Annotated in this window: 12 protein-coding genes; 7 read left to right on the forward strand and 5 right to left on the reverse strand. The window is 73.0% G+C overall.

Translation table 11 applies throughout. The annotated features are described in order from the left end of the window. Positions 1–223: 223 nt before the first annotated feature. A complete protein-coding gene (locus AB0302_RS05685) occupies positions 224–1,630 on the reverse strand; it encodes a M18 family aminopeptidase (protein WP_366370824.1) in 1,407 nt (468 codons plus the stop codon). 189 nt (positions 1,631–1,819) lie between these two features. On the opposite strand from AB0302_RS05685, the gene AB0302_RS05690 reads away from it, so the two are divergent. Further along, entirely contained in the window at positions 1,820–2,149 is a 330-nt protein-coding gene (locus AB0302_RS05690; protein WP_298987812.1) for a hypothetical protein, read from the forward strand. Here AB0302_RS05690 and AB0302_RS05695 read toward each other — a convergent pair. Beyond that, positions 2,041–3,651: a glycosyltransferase 87 family protein gene (locus tag AB0302_RS05695; RefSeq protein WP_366370825.1), complete on the reverse strand. Its 1,611-nt coding sequence runs from the start codon at positions 3,649–3,651 to the stop codon at positions 2,041–2,043. The genes AB0302_RS05690 and AB0302_RS05695 overlap by 109 nt on opposite strands. Positions 3,652–3,827: 176 nt before the next feature. On the opposite strand from AB0302_RS05695, the gene AB0302_RS05700 reads away from it, so the two are divergent. After that, positions 3,828–4,913, forward strand: coding sequence for an inositol-3-phosphate synthase (locus AB0302_RS05700; protein ID WP_366370826.1), 1,086 nt, complete (start codon positions 3,828–3,830; stop codon positions 4,911–4,913). 112 nt (positions 4,914–5,025) lie between these two features. Here AB0302_RS05700 and AB0302_RS05705 read toward each other — a convergent pair whose 3' ends face one another. Both AB0302_RS05705 and AB0302_RS05710 read right to left on the reverse strand, forming a co-directional pair. Beyond that, on the reverse strand, positions 5,026–6,789 hold the full coding sequence (locus AB0302_RS05705) for a formate--tetrahydrofolate ligase (protein ID WP_366370827.1): 1,764 nt from the start codon (positions 6,787–6,789) through the stop codon (positions 5,026–5,028). Between the two features lie 41 nt (positions 6,790–6,830). After that, the gene (locus tag AB0302_RS05710; RefSeq protein ID WP_366370828.1) at positions 6,831–8,291 is read right to left on the reverse strand and encodes a CCA tRNA nucleotidyltransferase; all 1,461 of its coding nucleotides are present in this window, start codon (positions 8,289–8,291) and stop codon (positions 6,831–6,833) included. 66 nt (positions 8,292–8,357) lie between these two features. On the opposite strand from AB0302_RS05710, the gene AB0302_RS05715 reads away from it, so the two are divergent. The 5 genes from AB0302_RS05715 (at position 8,358) to trxA (ending at position 14,476) form a co-directional block, all read left to right on the forward strand. Continuing rightward, complete coding sequence (locus tag AB0302_RS05715) at positions 8,358–8,966, forward strand: NUDIX hydrolase (RefSeq protein WP_366370829.1); 609 nt, start codon at positions 8,358–8,360, stop codon at positions 8,964–8,966. A 47-nt stretch (positions 8,967–9,013) separates the two neighbouring features. Next, positions 9,014–10,900, forward strand: a complete 1,887-nt coding sequence (locus tag AB0302_RS05720; protein WP_366370830.1) for a lipid II flippase MurJ — start codon at positions 9,014–9,016, stop codon at positions 10,898–10,900. A 76-nt stretch (positions 10,901–10,976) separates the two neighbouring features. Next, positions 10,977–12,932, forward strand: a complete 1,956-nt coding sequence (locus AB0302_RS05725; RefSeq protein WP_366370831.1) for a hypothetical protein — start codon at positions 10,977–10,979, stop codon at positions 12,930–12,932. A 120-nt stretch (positions 12,933–13,052) separates the two neighbouring features. Beyond that, the gene (gene trxB / locus AB0302_RS05730) at positions 13,053–14,054 is read left to right on the forward strand and encodes a thioredoxin-disulfide reductase (RefSeq protein ID WP_366370832.1); all 1,002 of its coding nucleotides are present in this window, start codon (positions 13,053–13,055) and stop codon (positions 14,052–14,054) included. 98 nt (positions 14,055–14,152) lie between these two features. Beyond that, on the forward strand, positions 14,153–14,476 hold the full coding sequence (trxA, locus tag AB0302_RS05735) for a thioredoxin (RefSeq protein WP_248116745.1): 324 nt from the start codon (positions 14,153–14,155) through the stop codon (positions 14,474–14,476). Between the two features lie 107 nt (positions 14,477–14,583). Here the strand turns inward: trxA and AB0302_RS05740 are convergent, their stop codons facing one another. Continuing rightward, entirely contained in the window at positions 14,584–16,047 is a 1,464-nt protein-coding gene (locus AB0302_RS05740; protein WP_366370833.1) for a ParB/RepB/Spo0J family partition protein, read from the reverse strand. Between the last annotated feature and the right edge of the window lie 1,482 nt (positions 16,048–17,529).

Consider the following 17,529-nt stretch of genomic DNA (forward strand, 5'->3'; position numbering starts at 1 on the left):
CCAAGCAACGCCGGGGTTACCTGGCAGTACTGCGCCCAGCTGATGCCGCGCCGCGCTCACCTCGCCCGGACCACGCCGGCTCGCGCCCAGCTGATGCCGCGCCGCGCTCACCTCGCCCGGACCACGCCGGCTCGCGCCCCGCCTCCCGCTCACACCCCGCCCCAGGACTCCGGGCCCGTCTCCCGCTCACACCCCGCCCCAGGACTCCGGGCCCGTCTCCCGTTCACACCCCGCGGAAGAACTCCCGCACCGCCGCGCTCAGCCACGCGGGGTCCTGCGCGCCGCACATCTCCCGGGCGGAGTGCATGGAGAGCAGGCCGATGCCCACGTCCACCGTCCGCACGCCCAGGCGCGTGGCGGAGATGGGGCCGATCGTGGAGCCGCACGGCATGTCGTTGTTCGAGACGAACGTCTGGAACGGCACGCCCGCCGCCGCGCACCAGCGCGCGAACGCGGCCTCGCCCTCGGCGTCCGTGGCGTAGCGCTGGTTCGCGTTGATCTTCAGCAGCGGGCCGGCGTTGACGCGCGGGTGGTTCACGGGATCGTGGCGCTCGGCGTAGTTGGGGTGGACGAGGTGCCCCGCGTCGGCGGAGAGCAGCCACGAGCCCGCCCGCGAGCGCGCCCTCCCCTGGCCTCTCACGCCGAGCGCGTCCAGCACGCGGTCCATGACCTCCTCGAGCAGCGGCCCGCCCGCACCGGTGCGCGTGGCCGAGCCCACCTCCTCGTGGTCGAAGGCCGCCAGCACCGGCACGACGACGCCGCCCGCACCCCCGGCGCCCTCCTCGCCTGAACCGGGGGCCAGGGCCTCCATGGCCGCCAGCCCGGCGTGCACCGAGGAGAGGTTGTCGAGGCGGCCGGAGGCGAAGAACTCGCCGTTGGCGCCGAACGCCCCCGGGGCCTGTGCATCCGCGACCACCACGTCCACGCCGCGCACCTCCGCCACGTCCACGCCCGCCTGGGCCGCGAGCAGCTCGATCACGTTGCCGCCGAGCTGCACGGACGCGGTGTCCCCACCGGCGGCCGAGCCCACGGCCGCGACGAGGGGCTGCGTGTGGCGCTGGCGCTGAAGGGCCAGGCCGTCCGAGTTCACGTCGCGGTCCAGGTGGACGGCCAGCTGGGGGATGCGGCCCACGGGCCCGGTGGCGGCCAGCACCTGGGTGCCGTCCGCGAGCACGAGCCGGCCGGCGAAGCGCAGCTCCCGGTCCAGCCACGAGTTCAGCAGTGGCCCGCCGTACACCTCGACGCCGGCCTGGACCCAGCCGTCAGCCGTCACGCTCATGTGCTGCGGCTTGAGCTTGAAGCCGGGGGAGTCGGTGTGGGCGCCGAGCACGCGGAACGTCGGAACGCCGCCCACGCCCCGGCCCGCACGTCCAGCCGCACTCCCGTCCACACTCCCGTCCGCGCCCTCCGGCACGATCCAGGCGATCACGGCGCCGTCACGCACCACCACGTACCCGCCGGGGGCGGCCGGGAAGTCGGCGGCCTCGTCCAGGCGGGTGAAGCCCGCGGCCTCGAGCCGGCGGGCGGTCTCGGCGGCGGCGTGGAAGCTGGAGGGGGAGGCCTGCACGAACGCGGCCAGGTCCTGCAGGTGGGCGGAGAGCGCGGGGGTGTCCGGGGTCACGGTGGTCATGTCCCGACCGTACCGCGCACCCCGGACGCGGCACCCGCACCGGGCACCTGCCTGCACCTGACGCCCGGCGGCCGGCGGCCCGCGGCCCGGCACCCCGCGCCCGGCATCTCACGACCGCGCCACGCCCACGCCCGCGCCCCGCCCCCGTAGCCTGGGCCCGTCGCCGTCGTCGAGCGAGGAGGAGACGCCGTGGAGATCCTGACCGCCGTGGCCGTGGGGGTGTTCCTCATGGTGGCCTGGACCGTGGGCGGCTGGCTGATCGTGCGCATGGGCTTCGCCCGGGACAGGGACGCCGCCCCGCACCGCACCCCCGGCGCCCCCGCCGTGGACCCCGGCACCGACCCCAACGCGGCCTGGCGGGCGCAGATGAAGGCCGCGACCGCCGCCTCGGGCGCCGTGTGCGCGTGCCCTCAGCCGGCCGGAGCCGCCGACGGCCGCGGCGCGGGTGCCGGCGTCACCGGCGCCGACGTCGTCGAGCCCTCCCCCGACTGCCCGATCCACCGCTGGGACTTCGCCTGACCGGTGCCGACCGCGCCGGGTGTCCCGAACGCGCCGGCGAGCGGGTCGGCGTCGGGACCGGCGCCCTCGGACTGCTTCACCAGGTCCTCCTCCGGGTGCAGGATCTCCCGCACCACGCGGGCGCAGAGCCAGAGGACGGCGAGCATGTGGGCGAGGATCGCGGCCACGTACACGGAGTCGTCCATGGAGTGCTGCGGCATGGAGCCGGCGGCGGTCTTGGCCAGGTACATCCACACGGCGAAGAAGTGCAGGGCCTCCACGGTCTGCCACACCCAGAAGTCCCTCCAGCGCGGCAGGGCCAGCGCCATGAGCGGGATCAGCCAGATCACGAACTGCGGCGAGTACACCTTGTTCGTCAGCACGAACGCGGCCACCACGAGGAACGTCAGCTGCCCCAGGCGCGGGGTGTGCCGCGCGCGCACGCCGAGCACGAAGATCGCTGCGCAGCACACCGCGAACGCCCCGTAGGCCAACAGGGAGAGGGAGTCCGCCGGCACCCTCCCCCACCCGGCCTGGACGGCGACGACGTCCCACGCGTGCCACACGCTCGACAGGCCGGGGCCGCGCTCGCCGGAGAAGGTGAAGAACACGGACCACGCGTCGAAGTTGGCCACCATGAGGGGCACGTTGACGGCGGCCCACGCGAGCAGGGTGCCCGCCGTCGCCGTGAGGAACGGCGCCCAGCGGCGCGAGCGCACGGCCAGGATCAGCAGCGGCCCGAGGATGAGCAGCGGGTAGAGCTTCGTGGCGGCGCCGAGACCGAACAGCACACCCGCCCAGCCGGGCCGCCCGCGGGAGAACACCCACATGCCCCACGCCATCAGCGCCACGGCCCACAGGTCCCAGTTGATGGTGCCGGCCAGGATGATCCCGGGGGCCACGGCCACCATGAGCCCGTCCGTCCAGCGGCGGCCCGCGGTGCGCACGGTCAGCACGGCGACGGCGGCCCACAGCCCCGTGACGAACAGCAGGTTCACGATCCAGAACACGAGCGTGCCCTGCTCGGCGCCGAACGGGAGCCCCTGCGTGATCTGCGCGGTCACCGATCCCACGAGGGACATCAGCACGGGGTACTCGAAGGTGGACCCGGCCGCGAACGGCGCCCACGCGTTCTCCGCGAACCCCCGCCCGCCGTACAGCGCCGCCCAGTCCGAGTAGCACCCGGCGTAGTACACGTTGGGCGCGCCCCAGCCGTTCAACAGGCACGGCGCCTTCTGCAGAAGGCTCACGACGGCGGCCAGCGCCACCAGCAGCCCGGCGAGGGCCGCGGGCGAGGCCCAGGATCCGGTCCCCCGGCCGGGGCCGTTCGCGGCCAGGCCCCCGGGGAGGGCGAACCGGCCCGCCTCGCGCCCGATGCGCGCCGCCGAGGCCGCCGCGTGTGCGCCCTCAGCGGAACGCGCGGCGGCGCCACGGCCCTGCTCGGAGGCCTCCCGGGAGGGCCCGGAGAGGGCATGCGTGGGCGGCTCGTCAGGGGTGGCGGCGTGCGCCGGGGCCGGGCTCATGCTCCCATCCTAGGAAGCGCGGAGGACACCTCGCCGCGCCCCCGTGCCCCCGTGCGTCGTAAACTGGGGGCGCTGTTCCCCCGGGACAGTGCGCCCGCGCACCGCCGCGCGGGCCCCTCGTGCGCGCCCGCCGCGCCGAGCATCCATCCCGGATCCGCTGAGGAGAGAACCTGACCGTGGCCAAGAACCCCATCCGCGTCGCCATCGCCGGCGTGGGCAACTGCGCAACGTCCCTGATCCAGGGCGTGGAGTACTACCGCGACGCCGCGCCCACGGACGCCGTGCCCGGCCTGATGCACGTGCAGTTCGGGGACTACCACGTCTCCGACCTGGAGTTCGTGGCCGCGTTCGACGTGGACGCGAAGAAGGTGGGCCTGGACCTCTCCGAGGCGATCCTCGCCTCCGAGAACAACACCATCAAGATCGCCGACGTCCCCCACGCCGACGTCACCGTGCAGCGCGGCCCCACCTTGGACGGCCTCGGCAAGTACTACCGCGAGACCATCGAGGAGTCGGACGCGGAGCCCGTGGACGTCGCCCAGGCGCTCAAGGACGCGAAGGTGGACGTGCTCGTCTGCTACCTGCCCGTGGGCTCGCAGCAGGCGGCCGAGCACTACGCGCAGGCCGCGATCGACGCCGGCGTCGCCTTCGTCAACGCCCTGCCCGTGTTCATCGCCGGCACCCCCGCGTGGGCCGAGAAGTTCACCGCGGCCGGCGTGCCGATCGTGGGCGACGACATCAAGTCCCAGATCGGCGCCACCATCACCCACCGTGTGATGGCCAAGCTCTTCCAGGACCGCGGCGTGACCCTGGACCGCACGTACCAGCTCAACGTCGGCGGCAACATGGACTTCAAGAACATGCTCGAGCGCGAGCGCCTCGAGTCCAAGAAGATCTCCAAGACGCAGGCCGTCACCTCCAACACCACCGCGAAGCTCGCGGCGGACGACGTGCACATCGGTCCCTCCGACTACGTGGCCTGGCTCGACGACCGCAAGTGGGCCTTCGTGCGCCTCGAGGGCCGCAACTTCGGCGACGCCCCCGTCAGCCTCGAGTACAAGCTCGAGGTGTGGGACTCCCCCAACTCGGCCGGCGTGATCATCGACGCCGTGCGCGCCGCGAAGATCGCCCTGGACCGCGGCATCGGCGGCCCGATCCTCTCGGCGTCCTCGTACTTCATGAAGTCCCCGCCGGTCCAGCACAACGACGACGAGGCCCGCGAGCTCGTCGAGGCGTTCATCCGCGGCGACATCGAGCGCTGACGGACCGCACGCCGCACTGGGCGCAGTACTGCCAGGCAACCCACCGGGTTGCCTGGCAGTACTGCGCCCAGCTCATCTGGGGGAGGCCCCGGTGACCCCGAGGCCTCCCCCCTCAGAAGAGCCCCGTCACCGTGCCGTCGTCGGCCACGTCCATGCGGTCGGCGGCCGGGGAGGCGGGCAGACCCGGCATCGTCATGACGGCACCGGTGAGCGCGACGACGAACCCGGCCCCCGTCTTCGCGGAGAGCTCGCGCACGGACACGGTGAACCCCTCGGGCGCGTTCAGGAGCGTGGGGTCGTCCGAGAACGAATACTGCGTCTTGGCCATGCACACCGGCAGGCGGTCCAGTCCACGAGCGCGCAGCTGCGCGAGCTGCCGCCGGGCCACGGGGCTCAGCTCCGCTCCGGCGCCCCCGTACACGCGGCGGACGACGGCCTGGATCCGCTCCTCCACCTCCATCCCCTCGGTCCACAGCCCGGTCACCGGCGGCGCGGGCTCGCCCGGGGCCGGCAGGTGCTCCCCCAGCAGGCGAGCCAGCTCGAGGGCGCCCTCGCCGCCGCCGCCCCACACGTCCGCGACGGCCACGGGCACGCCGTTCTCCACGCCCCACGCGCGCAGCACGTCGAGCTCGGCGTCGTCGTCCTGCGTGAACCGGTTCACGGCGACGACGACGGGCACCCCGTACGCGCGCATGTTCCCGACGTGCCGCTCGAGGTTCGCCAGGCCGGCCCGCAGGGCGTCCACGTGCTCGGCGCGCACGTCGGCGAGGCCCCGGCCCGAGCGCTCGGCCGCCTCGGCGATGCCCGCCTTCACGTCCGGCAGCGCGATCCCGGCCTGCAGCTTGAGCGCGCGCACCGTGGCGACGACGACGGCGGCCGCGGGCGGGAACCCGCCGGCCACGGCCGTGATGTCCATGAACTTCTGTCCGCCGAGGTCCGCGCCGAACCCGGCCTCCGTGACCACGAGGTCTCCGAGCCGGCGGGCCGTGCGCGTGGCGATCACGGAGTTCGCCCCGTGGGCGATGTTCGCGAAGGGGCCGCCGTGCACGAGCGCGGGCGTGCCGCCGAGCGTCTGCACGAGGTTCGGCTCGATCGCGTCCTTGAGCAGCACGGCCATGGCCCCCTGGGCACCGTTCGGGCCGATCTGGGAGGCGGTGACGGCCTCGCCGTCGTACGTGTAGCCCACCGTGATGCGGCCGAGGCGGGCCTTGAGGTCGGCCAGGTCCGCGGCGAGGCAGAAGACGGCCATGGTCTCGGTCGCCACGGTGATCTCGAAGCCGCCCTCGCGCGGCACGCCCTGCGTGCGGCCGCCCAGGCCCGTGACGACGTCGCGCAGCGTGCGGTCGTTCATGTCCAGGGCGCGCTTCAGGGCGATGGTCCGCGGGTCGATGCCCAGCGCGTTGCCCTGCTGCACGTGGTTGTCCACGAGGGCGCAGAGCAGGTTGTGCGCGGAGGTGATGGCGTGGAAGTCGCCGGTGAAGTGCAGGTTGATGTCCTCCATGGGCACCACCTGCGCGCGGCCGCCGCCCGTGGCGCCGCCCTTGATGCCGAACACCGGCCCGAGGGAGGGCTCGCGGAGCGCGACGACGGTGCGGGCTCCGGCGACGGCGGCCGGCGCGTCCGGCTGCTGCGCCAGGAGGTTGAGGCCGTCGGCCAGGCCCACGGTGACGGTGGTCTTGCCCTCGCCGGCCGGCGTCGGGCTGATGCCGGTGACGAGCACGACGCGGCCGCGCTCGGGGGCGGTCAGCGCGTGGACGTCCACCTTGGCCATGTGTCGGCCGTAGGGGATGAGCAGGTCCTCGGCGATCCCGGCCTCGGCCGCGATCTCGGCGATCGGACGGATCGGATGGGCGGCGGCGATCTCGGCGTCGTTCATGGGGCCGATCCTGCCACCTGGCCCTCGCGGGCCGCCGCCCCTCAGCCCTCCGCGCCCTCCTGGGCCTCCGGCTGCTCCGCCCACCAGCGGCGCAGCTCGGCCTCGGCCACATCCGCCTCATGCGGGCCCTCGTCGAGGCGCCACTCGAGCAGGTGCCGGTAGGCCCGCCCGACCACGGGGCCGGGGCGGAGGCCGAGCAGCGCCATGATCTGCTCGCCGTCCAGGTCCGGACGGACGGCCGCCATCTCCTCCGCCTCGGAGATCTCGGCGATGCGCCGCTCGAGGTCGTCGTACGCGTGGGCCAGGGTCTCGGCCTTGCGGCGGTTGCGCGTGGTCACGTCAGAGCGGGTCAGCGCGTGGAGACGCGGCAGGAGGTCCCCGGCGTCGTGCACGTAGCGGCGCACGGCGGAGTCGGTCCACCCGGCGTCCCCGTACCCGTAGAAGCGCATGTGCAGCTCCACGAGGCGGGCCACGGCCTTGGTGGTGTCGTTGTCGAACTTCAGGGCGCGCAGCCGCTTGCGCACCAGCTTGGCGCCCACGTTCTCGTGGTGCCGGAACGTCACGGCGCCGCCCTTCTCGAAGCGGCGCGTGGCGGGCTTGCCGACGTCGTGCAGCAGCGCGGCGAGGCGCAGGACGACGTCGGGCCGCTCCGGGGAGTACTCCGCCTCCAGCTGGGCGGCCTGCTCGAGCACCGTGAGGGAGTGGTCGTAGACGTCCTTGTGGCGGTGGTGCTCGTCCGTCTCCAGCTTCAGCGCGGGCAGCTCGGGCAGCACGTGCTCGGCCAGGCCGGTGCGGACCAGCAGGTCCAGCCCGCGCCGCGGGTGGGCGCCGCACACGAGCTTCACGAGCTCCTCCCGCACGCGCTCGGCGGAGATGATCGCGATGCGCTCGGCCATGGCCGTCATCGCGGCCTCCACCTCGGGCGCCACCTCGAAGCCGAGCTGGGAGGCGAAGCGGGCGGCGCGCAGCATGCGCAGCGGGTCGTCCGAGAAGGAGTCCTCGGGGGTGCCGGGGGTGCGCAGCGCGCCCGCGGCGAGGTCCCGCACGCCGCCGTGCGGGTCCACGAGAGCCATCTCGGGCAGGCGCAGGGCCATCGCGTTCACGGTGAAGTCGCGGCGGAAGAGGTCGTCCTCGAGGCTGTCCCCGAAGGCCACCTGCGGCTTGCGGCTCTCCGGGTCGTACTGCTCGGCGCGGTAGGTGGTCACCTCCAGCTGCCAGCCGCCCTTGCGGAAGCCGATCGTCCCGAACCGCCGGCCCACGTCCCACGTGGCGTCCGCCCAGCCGGCGCCCACGGCCTCGGCGGCGTCCGGGTCCGCGTCCGTGGTGAAGTCCAGGTCCCCCGAGTCCCGCCCCAGGAAGAGGTCGCGCACCGGGCCGCCCACGAGGGACAGCTCGTGCCCGGCGCCGGCGAACCTCTCCCCCAGCTCCACGACGACGGCGGGCAGGGAGGCGTCCGCGGGGAAGCCGGGGGGCAGTGCGAGGGAGTCGTGGCTCAGTTCCATGATGCCTACAAGGGTGCCAGACCCTCTCCGCCCCGGCTCCGCGCCCGCCGCGTTAGAGTTGTGGGCATGACCAGCCCCGATCCTTCTGCGCACCGGGGCGCCCCCCTGCCCTCCGCACTGGGGCTGCGACGACGTCGTCCCGAGCCCGTCCGAGCGGAGGCTCCCCCCGCCGTCGCGCCGCGGGCCCCCGGGGCGGCCGGACTGCCCACCGTCGAGGAGGTCTCCGCCGGCGGCATCGTGATCCGCGAGCACGAGGACGGCCTCGAGGTGGCCATCATCGCCCGGTACAACCGCGGCGGACGCCTCGAGTGGTGCCTGCCCAAGGGCCACCCCGAGGGCGCCGAGGACCACCGCCAGGCGGCCGTGCGCGAAGTCGAGGAGGAGACCGGGATCGCCGGGCACATCCTCGAGCCGCTGGGCTCCATCGACTACTGGTTCACCGTGTCCCGCCACCGCGTGCACAAGACCGTGCACCACTTCCTGCTGCGCGCGACCGGCGGCGAGCTGACCATCGAGAACGACCCGGACCACGAGGCCGTGGACGTGGCGTGGGTGCGCCTCGAGGACGTCGCGCGGCGCCTCTCCTTCGCCAACGAGCGCCGGATCGTGGACCTGGCGCGGCGGATCGTGGACCAGCACTTCCCCGCGGGCGGCGCCCGCGACCACCGCCCCTGAACCCCGGCCCCGAGCGCGGGGCCGCCTGAGAACGACGGGTGACCCCCATGAGCAGCAGACCCGCCCCGCGCCGCGCGCTGGAGACCGCCCCGGCCGCCACCCCCACCCAGGACGAGGTGACCGCCGAGGGGGCCGCGCAGACCGCCTCCCCCGGGGCGACGCCGTCGGCGGCCACCGAGGCCACGGCGCCCGCCGACGTCGTGCCGGAGGGCGAGCAGCGCGCCGCCCGCTCCACCGCGATCATGGCCGCGGGAACGCTCGTCTCCCGCGTGCTGGGCTTCGTGCGCACCATCCTGCTGGCGGTCGCGATCGGCTCGACCGCGCTCGTGGCGGACGTCTTCGAGTCCGCGAACACGATCCCCAACGTGATCTACATGCTGCTCGCGGGCGGCATCTTCAACGTGGTGCTCGTGCCCCAGCTGATCAAGCACGCGAAGGACGCCGACCGCGGCGCGGACTACACCTCGCGCCTCATGACCCTGGCGACCCTCGTGATGGCGGCGTTCACGGTGCTGCTGACTCTGGCCGCCGCGCCCCTCATGAGCACCCTCACCGCGGGCTGGTCCGAGCCGATGCTCGCGCTCGGCACGGTCCTGGCCGTCTGGACCCTGCCCCAGGTGTTCTTCTACGGGATGTACGCGATCGTGGGCCAGGTGCTCAACGCCCACGGGCGGTTCGGCGCGTATATGTGGGCGCCCGTGGTGAACAACGTGGTCGCGATCGCCACGATCGTCCTCTACCTCGTGATGTTCGGCCGCTACTCGGGCGGGGACCAGCTCGCGGAGTGGACCACCACGCAGACCATGGTGCTCGCCGGCGGCCACACCCTGGGCATCGTGGCGCAGGCGCTCATCCTGTTCCTGCCCCTGCGGAGGCTCGGCCTGGGCCTGCGCCCCACGTTCGGCTGGAAGGGCATGGGCCTGCGCTCCACGGGCAGGCTCGCGGGCTGGACCCTGCTGACCATGCTGGTCGGCAACGTGGTCAACCTGCTGTGCACCCGCATCGTCACCGGTGCGACGGCGGCCCGCGCGGACGCCTCCGCCCGCATCCCCGGCACGGAGGGCTGGTCCGACGCCTTCGCGCAGGCCGCGGTGCCCGGGCTCCAGGCGTACAACGTGGGCATGCTGATCGCGATCCTGCCGCACTCGGTGTTCGTGATCTCCCTGGCCACCGTGCTCTTCAACCGGCTCACCCGCGCCGTGGGCAGGGGCGACGACGGGGCCGTCCGCGACTCCCTGCGCTCCGGCCTGCGGGCGTTCACGGTGCCGCTGCTCTTCGCCGTGGGCCTCTACGTGGTGCTCGCCGGGCCCCTGGGCCGCATCTTCGGCTCCTCCGCGGACACCGCGCTGGCCTCCGGCGTGGCGATCGGCCAGATCCTCCTCATCCTGGCCGCGGGCCTGCCGTTCCGCTCCGCGAGCTTCTACCTGCTGCGCAGCTTCTACGCGGCCGAGGACGCCCGGACGCCCATGGTCATCCAGGTGACCTCCGCCCTCGGGATGCTGGTGCTCGCGTACGCCGGCGCCTGGGTGCTCCCGGCCTGGTCGTTCGGCCACTGGGTGGCCGCCGTCGGCACGCTCTCCTACGTCTACCAGTTCGTGGTCGCCCACGTGCTGACGGTGCGGCGCATCGGCGACTACGGCCTGGCCTCCGTGGTGGCCGCGCACGCGCAGACCGGCCTGGCGGCCCTCGTGGCCGCGGTGCCGGGCGCGGCGGTGGTGTGGCTGCTCGGCGGCTACGACGGCGGCTACGCGTGGGACTCCATCCTGACGGCGCTGCTCACCTGCGCACTGACAGGCGCCGCGATGGCCCCCGTCTACCTGATGGTGCTGCGGGCCCTGCGCTTCCCCGAGCTCGACGACGCGCTGCGGCCGATCGTCAGCCGCGTGCCGGCCCTGGGCCGCGTGCTCGGCTCCCGTTCCCCCTCCGCCCGCTGACCCCGCCCCCGACCCGCCGTGGCGGGCCCCGCCCCAGTATCATCGGGATTCGTCCCCGTCGTCAGGAGAAGACCCCGTGACCCAGCCCCTCGCCGTCGGTTCCGTCCTGGGCGGCCGCTACCGCATCACCGAGCACCTGGTCACGTCCGCGGACCAGAACCTCGTGTTCCTCGGCGCCGACCAGGTCCTCAACCGACGCGTCACCATCCTGGTGGCCTCAAGGGAGGACGCGGCCCAGGTGGCCACCTCCGCACGCGAGCTGGCCACGGGTGAGCGCCAGGACGACGTCCAGGTCCTGGACCTGGGGCTCAGCGAGGGGCGGACCTACCTGATCGCCGGCGGCGGGCCCGACCCGGACGTCCTGCTGGGCCTGGCCTACCCCCAGGAGGTGTTCGTCGAGCCGTTCCAGACCGACACCCTGGGCTCAGAGATCTTCGGCGAGGCGCGCCGGGGCGAGGCGCACCGCTACGAGGACGACGAGGACTACTACTCCGACCTCGACCGGCAGCTGCGCGCCGACGAGGAGCAGTCGCGGCGCCGCCCGGGCATCCTGAACCGCATCTCGGACCGCCTCACCGAGCGGATCCGCCCCGCGGACGGCACCGCGGCCAAGGCCGCCGCGGCGGCCTCCGCCCTCGCCGCCGCCGACGCCGCCACGCGCGCCCGCGTCGAGGAGGTCAAGGCCCGTGAGGAGCGCGAGGCCTCGGAGCAGGCCGGCGCCCAGCAGGCTGAGCTGAGGCCGCGGGACGAGCTCACGCAGGAACCCGATCCCACGGAGTCCGTCGCCGTCGTCCAGGCGGACGGCGCCACCGACGCCCCGACGGCGAACGAGGCCGCCGACGCCCCGACCGAGACCCAGGCCGACGCGTCCGAGACCCTCGAGGATGCCGCGGCCACGCCGTCCACGGAGACTCGCGCACCCGCTCCGACGCACCCCGAGGAGCCGTCGGCTGACACCGCGGCCTCCTGGCGGGCCGACGTCGCCGCGGCCACGGTGGCCGCCACCGGCGCCGAGCCGGCGCCGCGCACCCGTCCCGCGCCCCGCCGCGCGCTGCCCGCCTTCACGCCGCTGAGCACCACCCCGGGCACGGAGGGCGGGGAGACGCCCGCAGCGTCGTCCGGGGAGTCCCCCGACGCGTCCCGCGCCCCGCTGACCCCCATCGCTCCCCTGGCCCCCGACGCCCTGCCGCGCGCCGCGGAGGCGGCGGCGCGCCCCGCCGTCGCCCCCGTCCCCGACCACGTCCACGACGCCGAGGCCGGCTCCCGCGCCGAGGCCCCGGAGGGCTCGGGCGGACGGTCGAAGTGGCTGCTGCCCCTGCTGATCCTCCTGGGCCTGCTGGCCGCGGTGGCCCTGGGCTTCCTGCTGCTGAACCAGAACCTGCGCGCCGTGCCGGCGGCGGAGAGCTCCTCCCCCGCCGCACCCCCGGCGGCCTCGTCGTCCCCGGCCTCCTCCCCCGCGGAAACGGCCACCAGCCCGGCCGAGTCCGAGACGCAGTCCCCGGCCGAGTCCGCGGCCCCGGCGGCGAGCTCCCCCGCCGCGACCGGGGACGCGTCGTCGTCGGAGACGGCCCCCGCCGGGCGCCCCCGCGCCGCGGGCGTGGCCCGGTCCGTCCCGGACATGCCGAGCCTGGAGGACGCCCACGACGGCGAGCTGGGCAGCCTCGTGGACGGCGACACGTCCACGGCCTGGCAGAGCTACACCTACACGCGCCCCAACTTCGGCGGCTATGTGGCCTCGATGGACCTCGCGGTCGCCCTCGAGGAGCCGGCCCGGGTGAACGAGGTCGTGGTCGACCACGCCGGCGGCTCCGGCGGTGCGTTCACGGTGCTCCTGGCGGACTCCCCCGACGGGGAGAACGCCCGCGAGGTCGGCCAGGGGACCTTCGACGCCGACCGCGCCGTGGTCCCGGTGGAAGCCGACGACGCGGCGGCCGGCCACGTGATCCTCCGCGTCACCTCCCTGCCCCGCCTGGAGGCCGGGGGCGGCGAGCGCCCGTACGGACTGCGCCTGACGGAGGTCACCGTCCGCTGAGCCGTCCCACGCGGGGCGTCGGGAACCACCCGGGGCGCCCGCGGGCGGAATACCCGGGGCGCGGCCGGCTGTTGTGCCGGGTGAGCGTCCGTCATCCCGACCCCACCTGGAGGAACCCCCGTGGCACCCACCGATCAGGACCCGAGCGTCCGCAACGTCGCCATCATCGGCTCCGGCCCGGCCGGCTACACCGCCGCGATCTACACCGCGCGCGCCCACCTGGAGCCCGTGCTGCTGGCCGGCTCGGTGACGGCCGGCGGCGAGCTGATGAACACCACCGAGGTGGAGAACTTCCCCGGCTTCCCGGAGGGCATCCAGGGCCCGGAGCTGATGGCCAACCTCGAAGCCCAGGCCCGCCGCTTCGAGACGGAGGTGCGCTACGACGACGTCGTGGAGGCCGACCTCACCGCCACCCCCAAGGTGCTCACCCTGGGCGACGGCACGCGGATCAGCGCCCACGCCGTCATCATGACGACCGGCTCGGCCTACCGCGAGCTGGGCGTGGAGGGCGAGAAGCGCCTCTCCGGTCACGGTGTGAGCTGGTGCGCCACGTGCGACGGCTTCTTCTTCCGCGACCAGCACATCGCCGTGGTGGGCGGCGGCGACTCCGCGATGGAGGAGGCCCTCTTCCTCACCAAGTTCGCCTCCAAGGTCACCGTCCTGGTCCGGAAGGACTCGCTGCGGGCCTCGAAGATCATGGCGCGCCGCGCCGAGGAGAACGAGAAGATCGAGTTCCGCTGGAACACCGAGGTCGTCGAACTCGTGGGCGCGGACAAGCTCGAGTCGGTGCGCCTGCGGGACACCGCGACCGGCGAGGAGTCGACCCTGGACGTCACCGGCCTGTTCGTGGCGATCGGCCACGATCCGCGCACCGACCTGGTGCAGGGCCAGCTCGAGCTCACCGAGCACGGCACGATCCGCATCGACCACCCGTCCTCCCGCACGTCGGTGCCCGGCGTCTTCGCGGCCGGCGACGTCACCGATCACAGCTACCGCCAGGCCATCACCGCGGCCGGCTCCGGCTGCGTGGCCGCCCAGGACGTCGAGCACTACCTGGCCACCGTCGCGGACGTGGAGGAGGCCGCCCCGGCCGAGCCGGCCTCCGACAGCGTGCCGGCATGACCGTCTGACGTTTGACCCGTGAGATCTGCGGGACTGCGTCACCCTCGTACCAAAGAACGACCCTGAACCCGTCTCGAACCGAAAACCAGGAGGCTCCCATGAGCACCATCACCGTCACCGATGCCGACTTCCAGCAGAAGGTCCTCGACTCCGAGCTCCCCGTCCTCGTGGACTTCTGGGCGGAGTGGTGCGGCCCGTGCCGCATGCTCGGCCCCGTCCTCGAGGAGATGTCCGACGACTACGAGGGCAAGGTCGTCATCGCCAAGGTGAACGTGGACGAGAACCCGGCCTCGGCCGCCCAGTACGGCGTGACCTCGATCCCGCTGGTCCTCGGATTCCAGGGCGGCCAGAAGGTCGCCGAGTCCGTGGGCGCCAAGCCCAAGGCGGCGCTGGAGAAGGAGTTCTCCGCGCTGCTGGGCTGATCAGTTCCCCTGACTCACGCAGCAGGGCCCCCTCCAGACGGAGGGGGCCCTGCTGTGTCCGCGGACGCGGACCGATGCGCGGTGTGCGGGGTCAGCGGTGTGCGGGGTCAGCGGGAGGTGTCTCCCTGGATGACGTCCATGATCCGGTTCAGATCGTCCACCGAGGCGAAGTCGATCGCGATCCGGCCCTTCCGCGCGCCCAGCGTGATCTTCACGTTCGTGTCGAGCCGCGAGGTCAGCGCCGTGGCGAAGTGGTCCAGCCGCTCGTGGTGGGCGCTCTCCCCTCGCGTGCGTCGCGCCGCGGGGCCGGGGCGAACCGTGCCCTGGAGCTGGGTGACAGCCTCCTCGGTGGCACGCACAGAGAGCCCGTCGGCCACGATCCGCTGAGCGAGGCGCTCCATCTCCGCCGGATCGGTGAGGCCCAGCAGAGCGCGGGCGTGGCCCGCGGAGAGTGCTCCCGCGGCCACCCGACGCTGCACCAGGGGAGGCAGGCGAAGCAGGCGCATGGTGTTCGAGATCTGCGGCCGGGAGCGGCCGATCCGCTGCGAGAGCTCGTCCTGGGTGCAGGCGAAGTCCTCCATGAGCTGCTGATACGCGGCAGCCTCTTCGAGAGGATTCAGCTGGGATCGGTGGAGGTTCTCGAGGAGCGCGTCTCGCAGCAGGTCCTGATCCGGGGTGTGCCGGACGATGGCGGGAATGGTCTCGAGCCCGGCCAGCTGGGTGGCCCGCCAGCGGCGCTCACCCATGATGAGCTCGTACGGCACGGCTCCGGAGACCTCACGGACCACCACCGGCTGCAGCACGCCCACCTCGCGGATGGAGGTGACGAGCTCCGCCATGTGCTCCTCGTCGAACACCTCACGCGGCTGCCGCGGGTTCGGCTGGATGTCCCCCACGGGGATCTCCCGCAGCACGGCGATGCTCGTGGGGACGGTGCCCTCGCTCTGCGGTGCAGGACGGGCGGCAGTGGCGCGCCCGGCGGCTGGAGCGGTCGTCTCAGGCTGAGCGGGCGGAGCTTCCGTGGTCGTGGCGCCCGTCGCTCCGGCATCGGCCGGCTTCGTCCCGGTGTCCGCTCGTCCGGGCCTCTTCTTCGCCGGGGCCTTCACCGTGGGCATGACCGGCCGGCCGCCCCGCGGGGCCTGTCGAGAGACAGGCTCATCGGAGGGCGCCGCTGGGGTGTTCTCGACGGCTGCGGATGCCTCTCCCGAAGACTCGGGCTCGGCGGGAGAGGAGAAGAAGACGTCCACGGGGCGCGGTCCTGCGGCTCCCCCGCTCTTCTGTGCGGTGCCGGCCTTGGACTGCGGAGCATCGTCCGTGGAAGGGGCGGCCTTCGTCTTGCCCCCGGTGCCGGCTTCGCTGTCTGCCTTGTCCGCAGGGCGCGACTTCTGAGCGTTCTTCGTCTTCGGCGTGGCGGCCGAGGCGTCCTTGCCGGCCTTCATGTCGCGTGCCTGCTCGACGGGAGCGAGAGTGGCCTCCTCCCCCGCCTCGGTCTGCTCGATCTCCGGCTCGGCGGTGCTCTGGATCAATGCTCCAAGGCCTCGGCCGAGGCCTCCGCGGCGGCTGGTCTTCACGGGTCCTCCTGGCGAGTGGGGTGGTCGAGGTCAGTCTATGCGCGGCTCTCGCTCTCGGTTGCTCCCTGTTCCTTTCTGCCGCAGCCGCGTTGCGGCAGGAACGACGCCAGCGAGGACGGCCGTCATGGGGTGGCATGTTCCCCGGCGGCTCTGAGGGTCTGTCGTTTCACGTGAAACATCCGCGCGCCCTGAGGCAGTCGTCTCATGGTTGTCAGTTATCAAGGTTCGCACTGACCCGACAGGTGTGCGCTCACGAGGCCCTGTCCCATCCGAAACCGCCTCGCAATCGTGTGGTCAGAGCGGCGGCGTTTCACGTGAAACACCACCCACACCCTTCGACCGCAGGGGAGATTCAGAACTCCGGGGCTATCGACGTACACGCTCGGCTGAGGCCCCGCTCCCGTACAGAGACTCGTTTCAACAAGCAGAAGAGCCTGTATCGGAGTTCTTCAGATGTGCTTCGGCCGCTGAGGTCCAGATGTGCCGATGCGGCCCTCAGCTGACGGCCTTACAACCCGTGCCAAGTATTCAGTGACCAGTGCCCAGTGCCTAGTGCGCAGTGCCCAACTTCGAACATGGCACATGACTCCCCGCTCCCGCAATTGACGGCCGCGCCGATGACCTACGCCGTAGAGAAGTCCGATCCCGTCCATCTGCGGGGATCCACTCCGCCCTAGGTGCCGAGACGAAACGCTCCACGTTTCACGTGAAACATGTGAGGCCAGCTGTATCACAGATGCGGTCGTCAGGCAGTTATTCCGACTCTTGGGCTACGGGCGGACGCGCGCATGGACAACCACCGGCACGTGCCGATGCCTCCGCCCCTCGCGGCCCGACGCTAGCGCCCACCTATGCGCCCGGGAGAGGAGGGCTGTCTTCTGCGGAGTGTCGTATCCGGAAGACCACTTCAGGGCGCACCCTTCCGCCTGCGTCAGGCCCAGAGGGAGAGCAGAGACTTCACTCAAGGTTCGCCGGATAATCCTCAAATGCATCTCTCAAGGATGGCGATCAGGGTACTCGGAAGTGCTTCAGAACCACGGGCCACAGAGTGCGCGAGGTCGAATCGCCCCCTGTTTCACGTGAAACACGGCTGAGGCAGCTGGGCGTCGCCTTCGCTCACCCGTTGCGTGCGTCCTTCTCCGTCCCCGCTCACGCCGGGGCCGCAGGTGAACTAGACGGTGCAGGTGTCCTTCCCGATGGGGGAGCGGTCCGTCCAGAAGCGAGGTGCCACCCGGCCAGCACCGCTCTCCCAGAACGGCACAGCACGCCAGGGTACGTCCCCGTGTATACAGTTCCCGGCTCAGCCATTGAGCGCTCGCCTTTCCCGGCGAGAGGAGTCTGAGGGAAATCACATCCCTTCTGCCTCTGAATTCGCCACGGGAAACAGCGGGGACAAGGGGTGCAGGGGGCCCGTGCTCGGAGGATGCCCGAGCATCTCAGCCGCATTCCACCGTTCACTTCGTCCCTCAGACCGCAGCTGGC

This window comes from Micrococcus sp. NPDC078436 (assembly GCF_040702705.1).
Taxonomy (GTDB): domain Bacteria; phylum Actinomycetota; class Actinomycetes; order Actinomycetales; family Micrococcaceae; genus Micrococcus.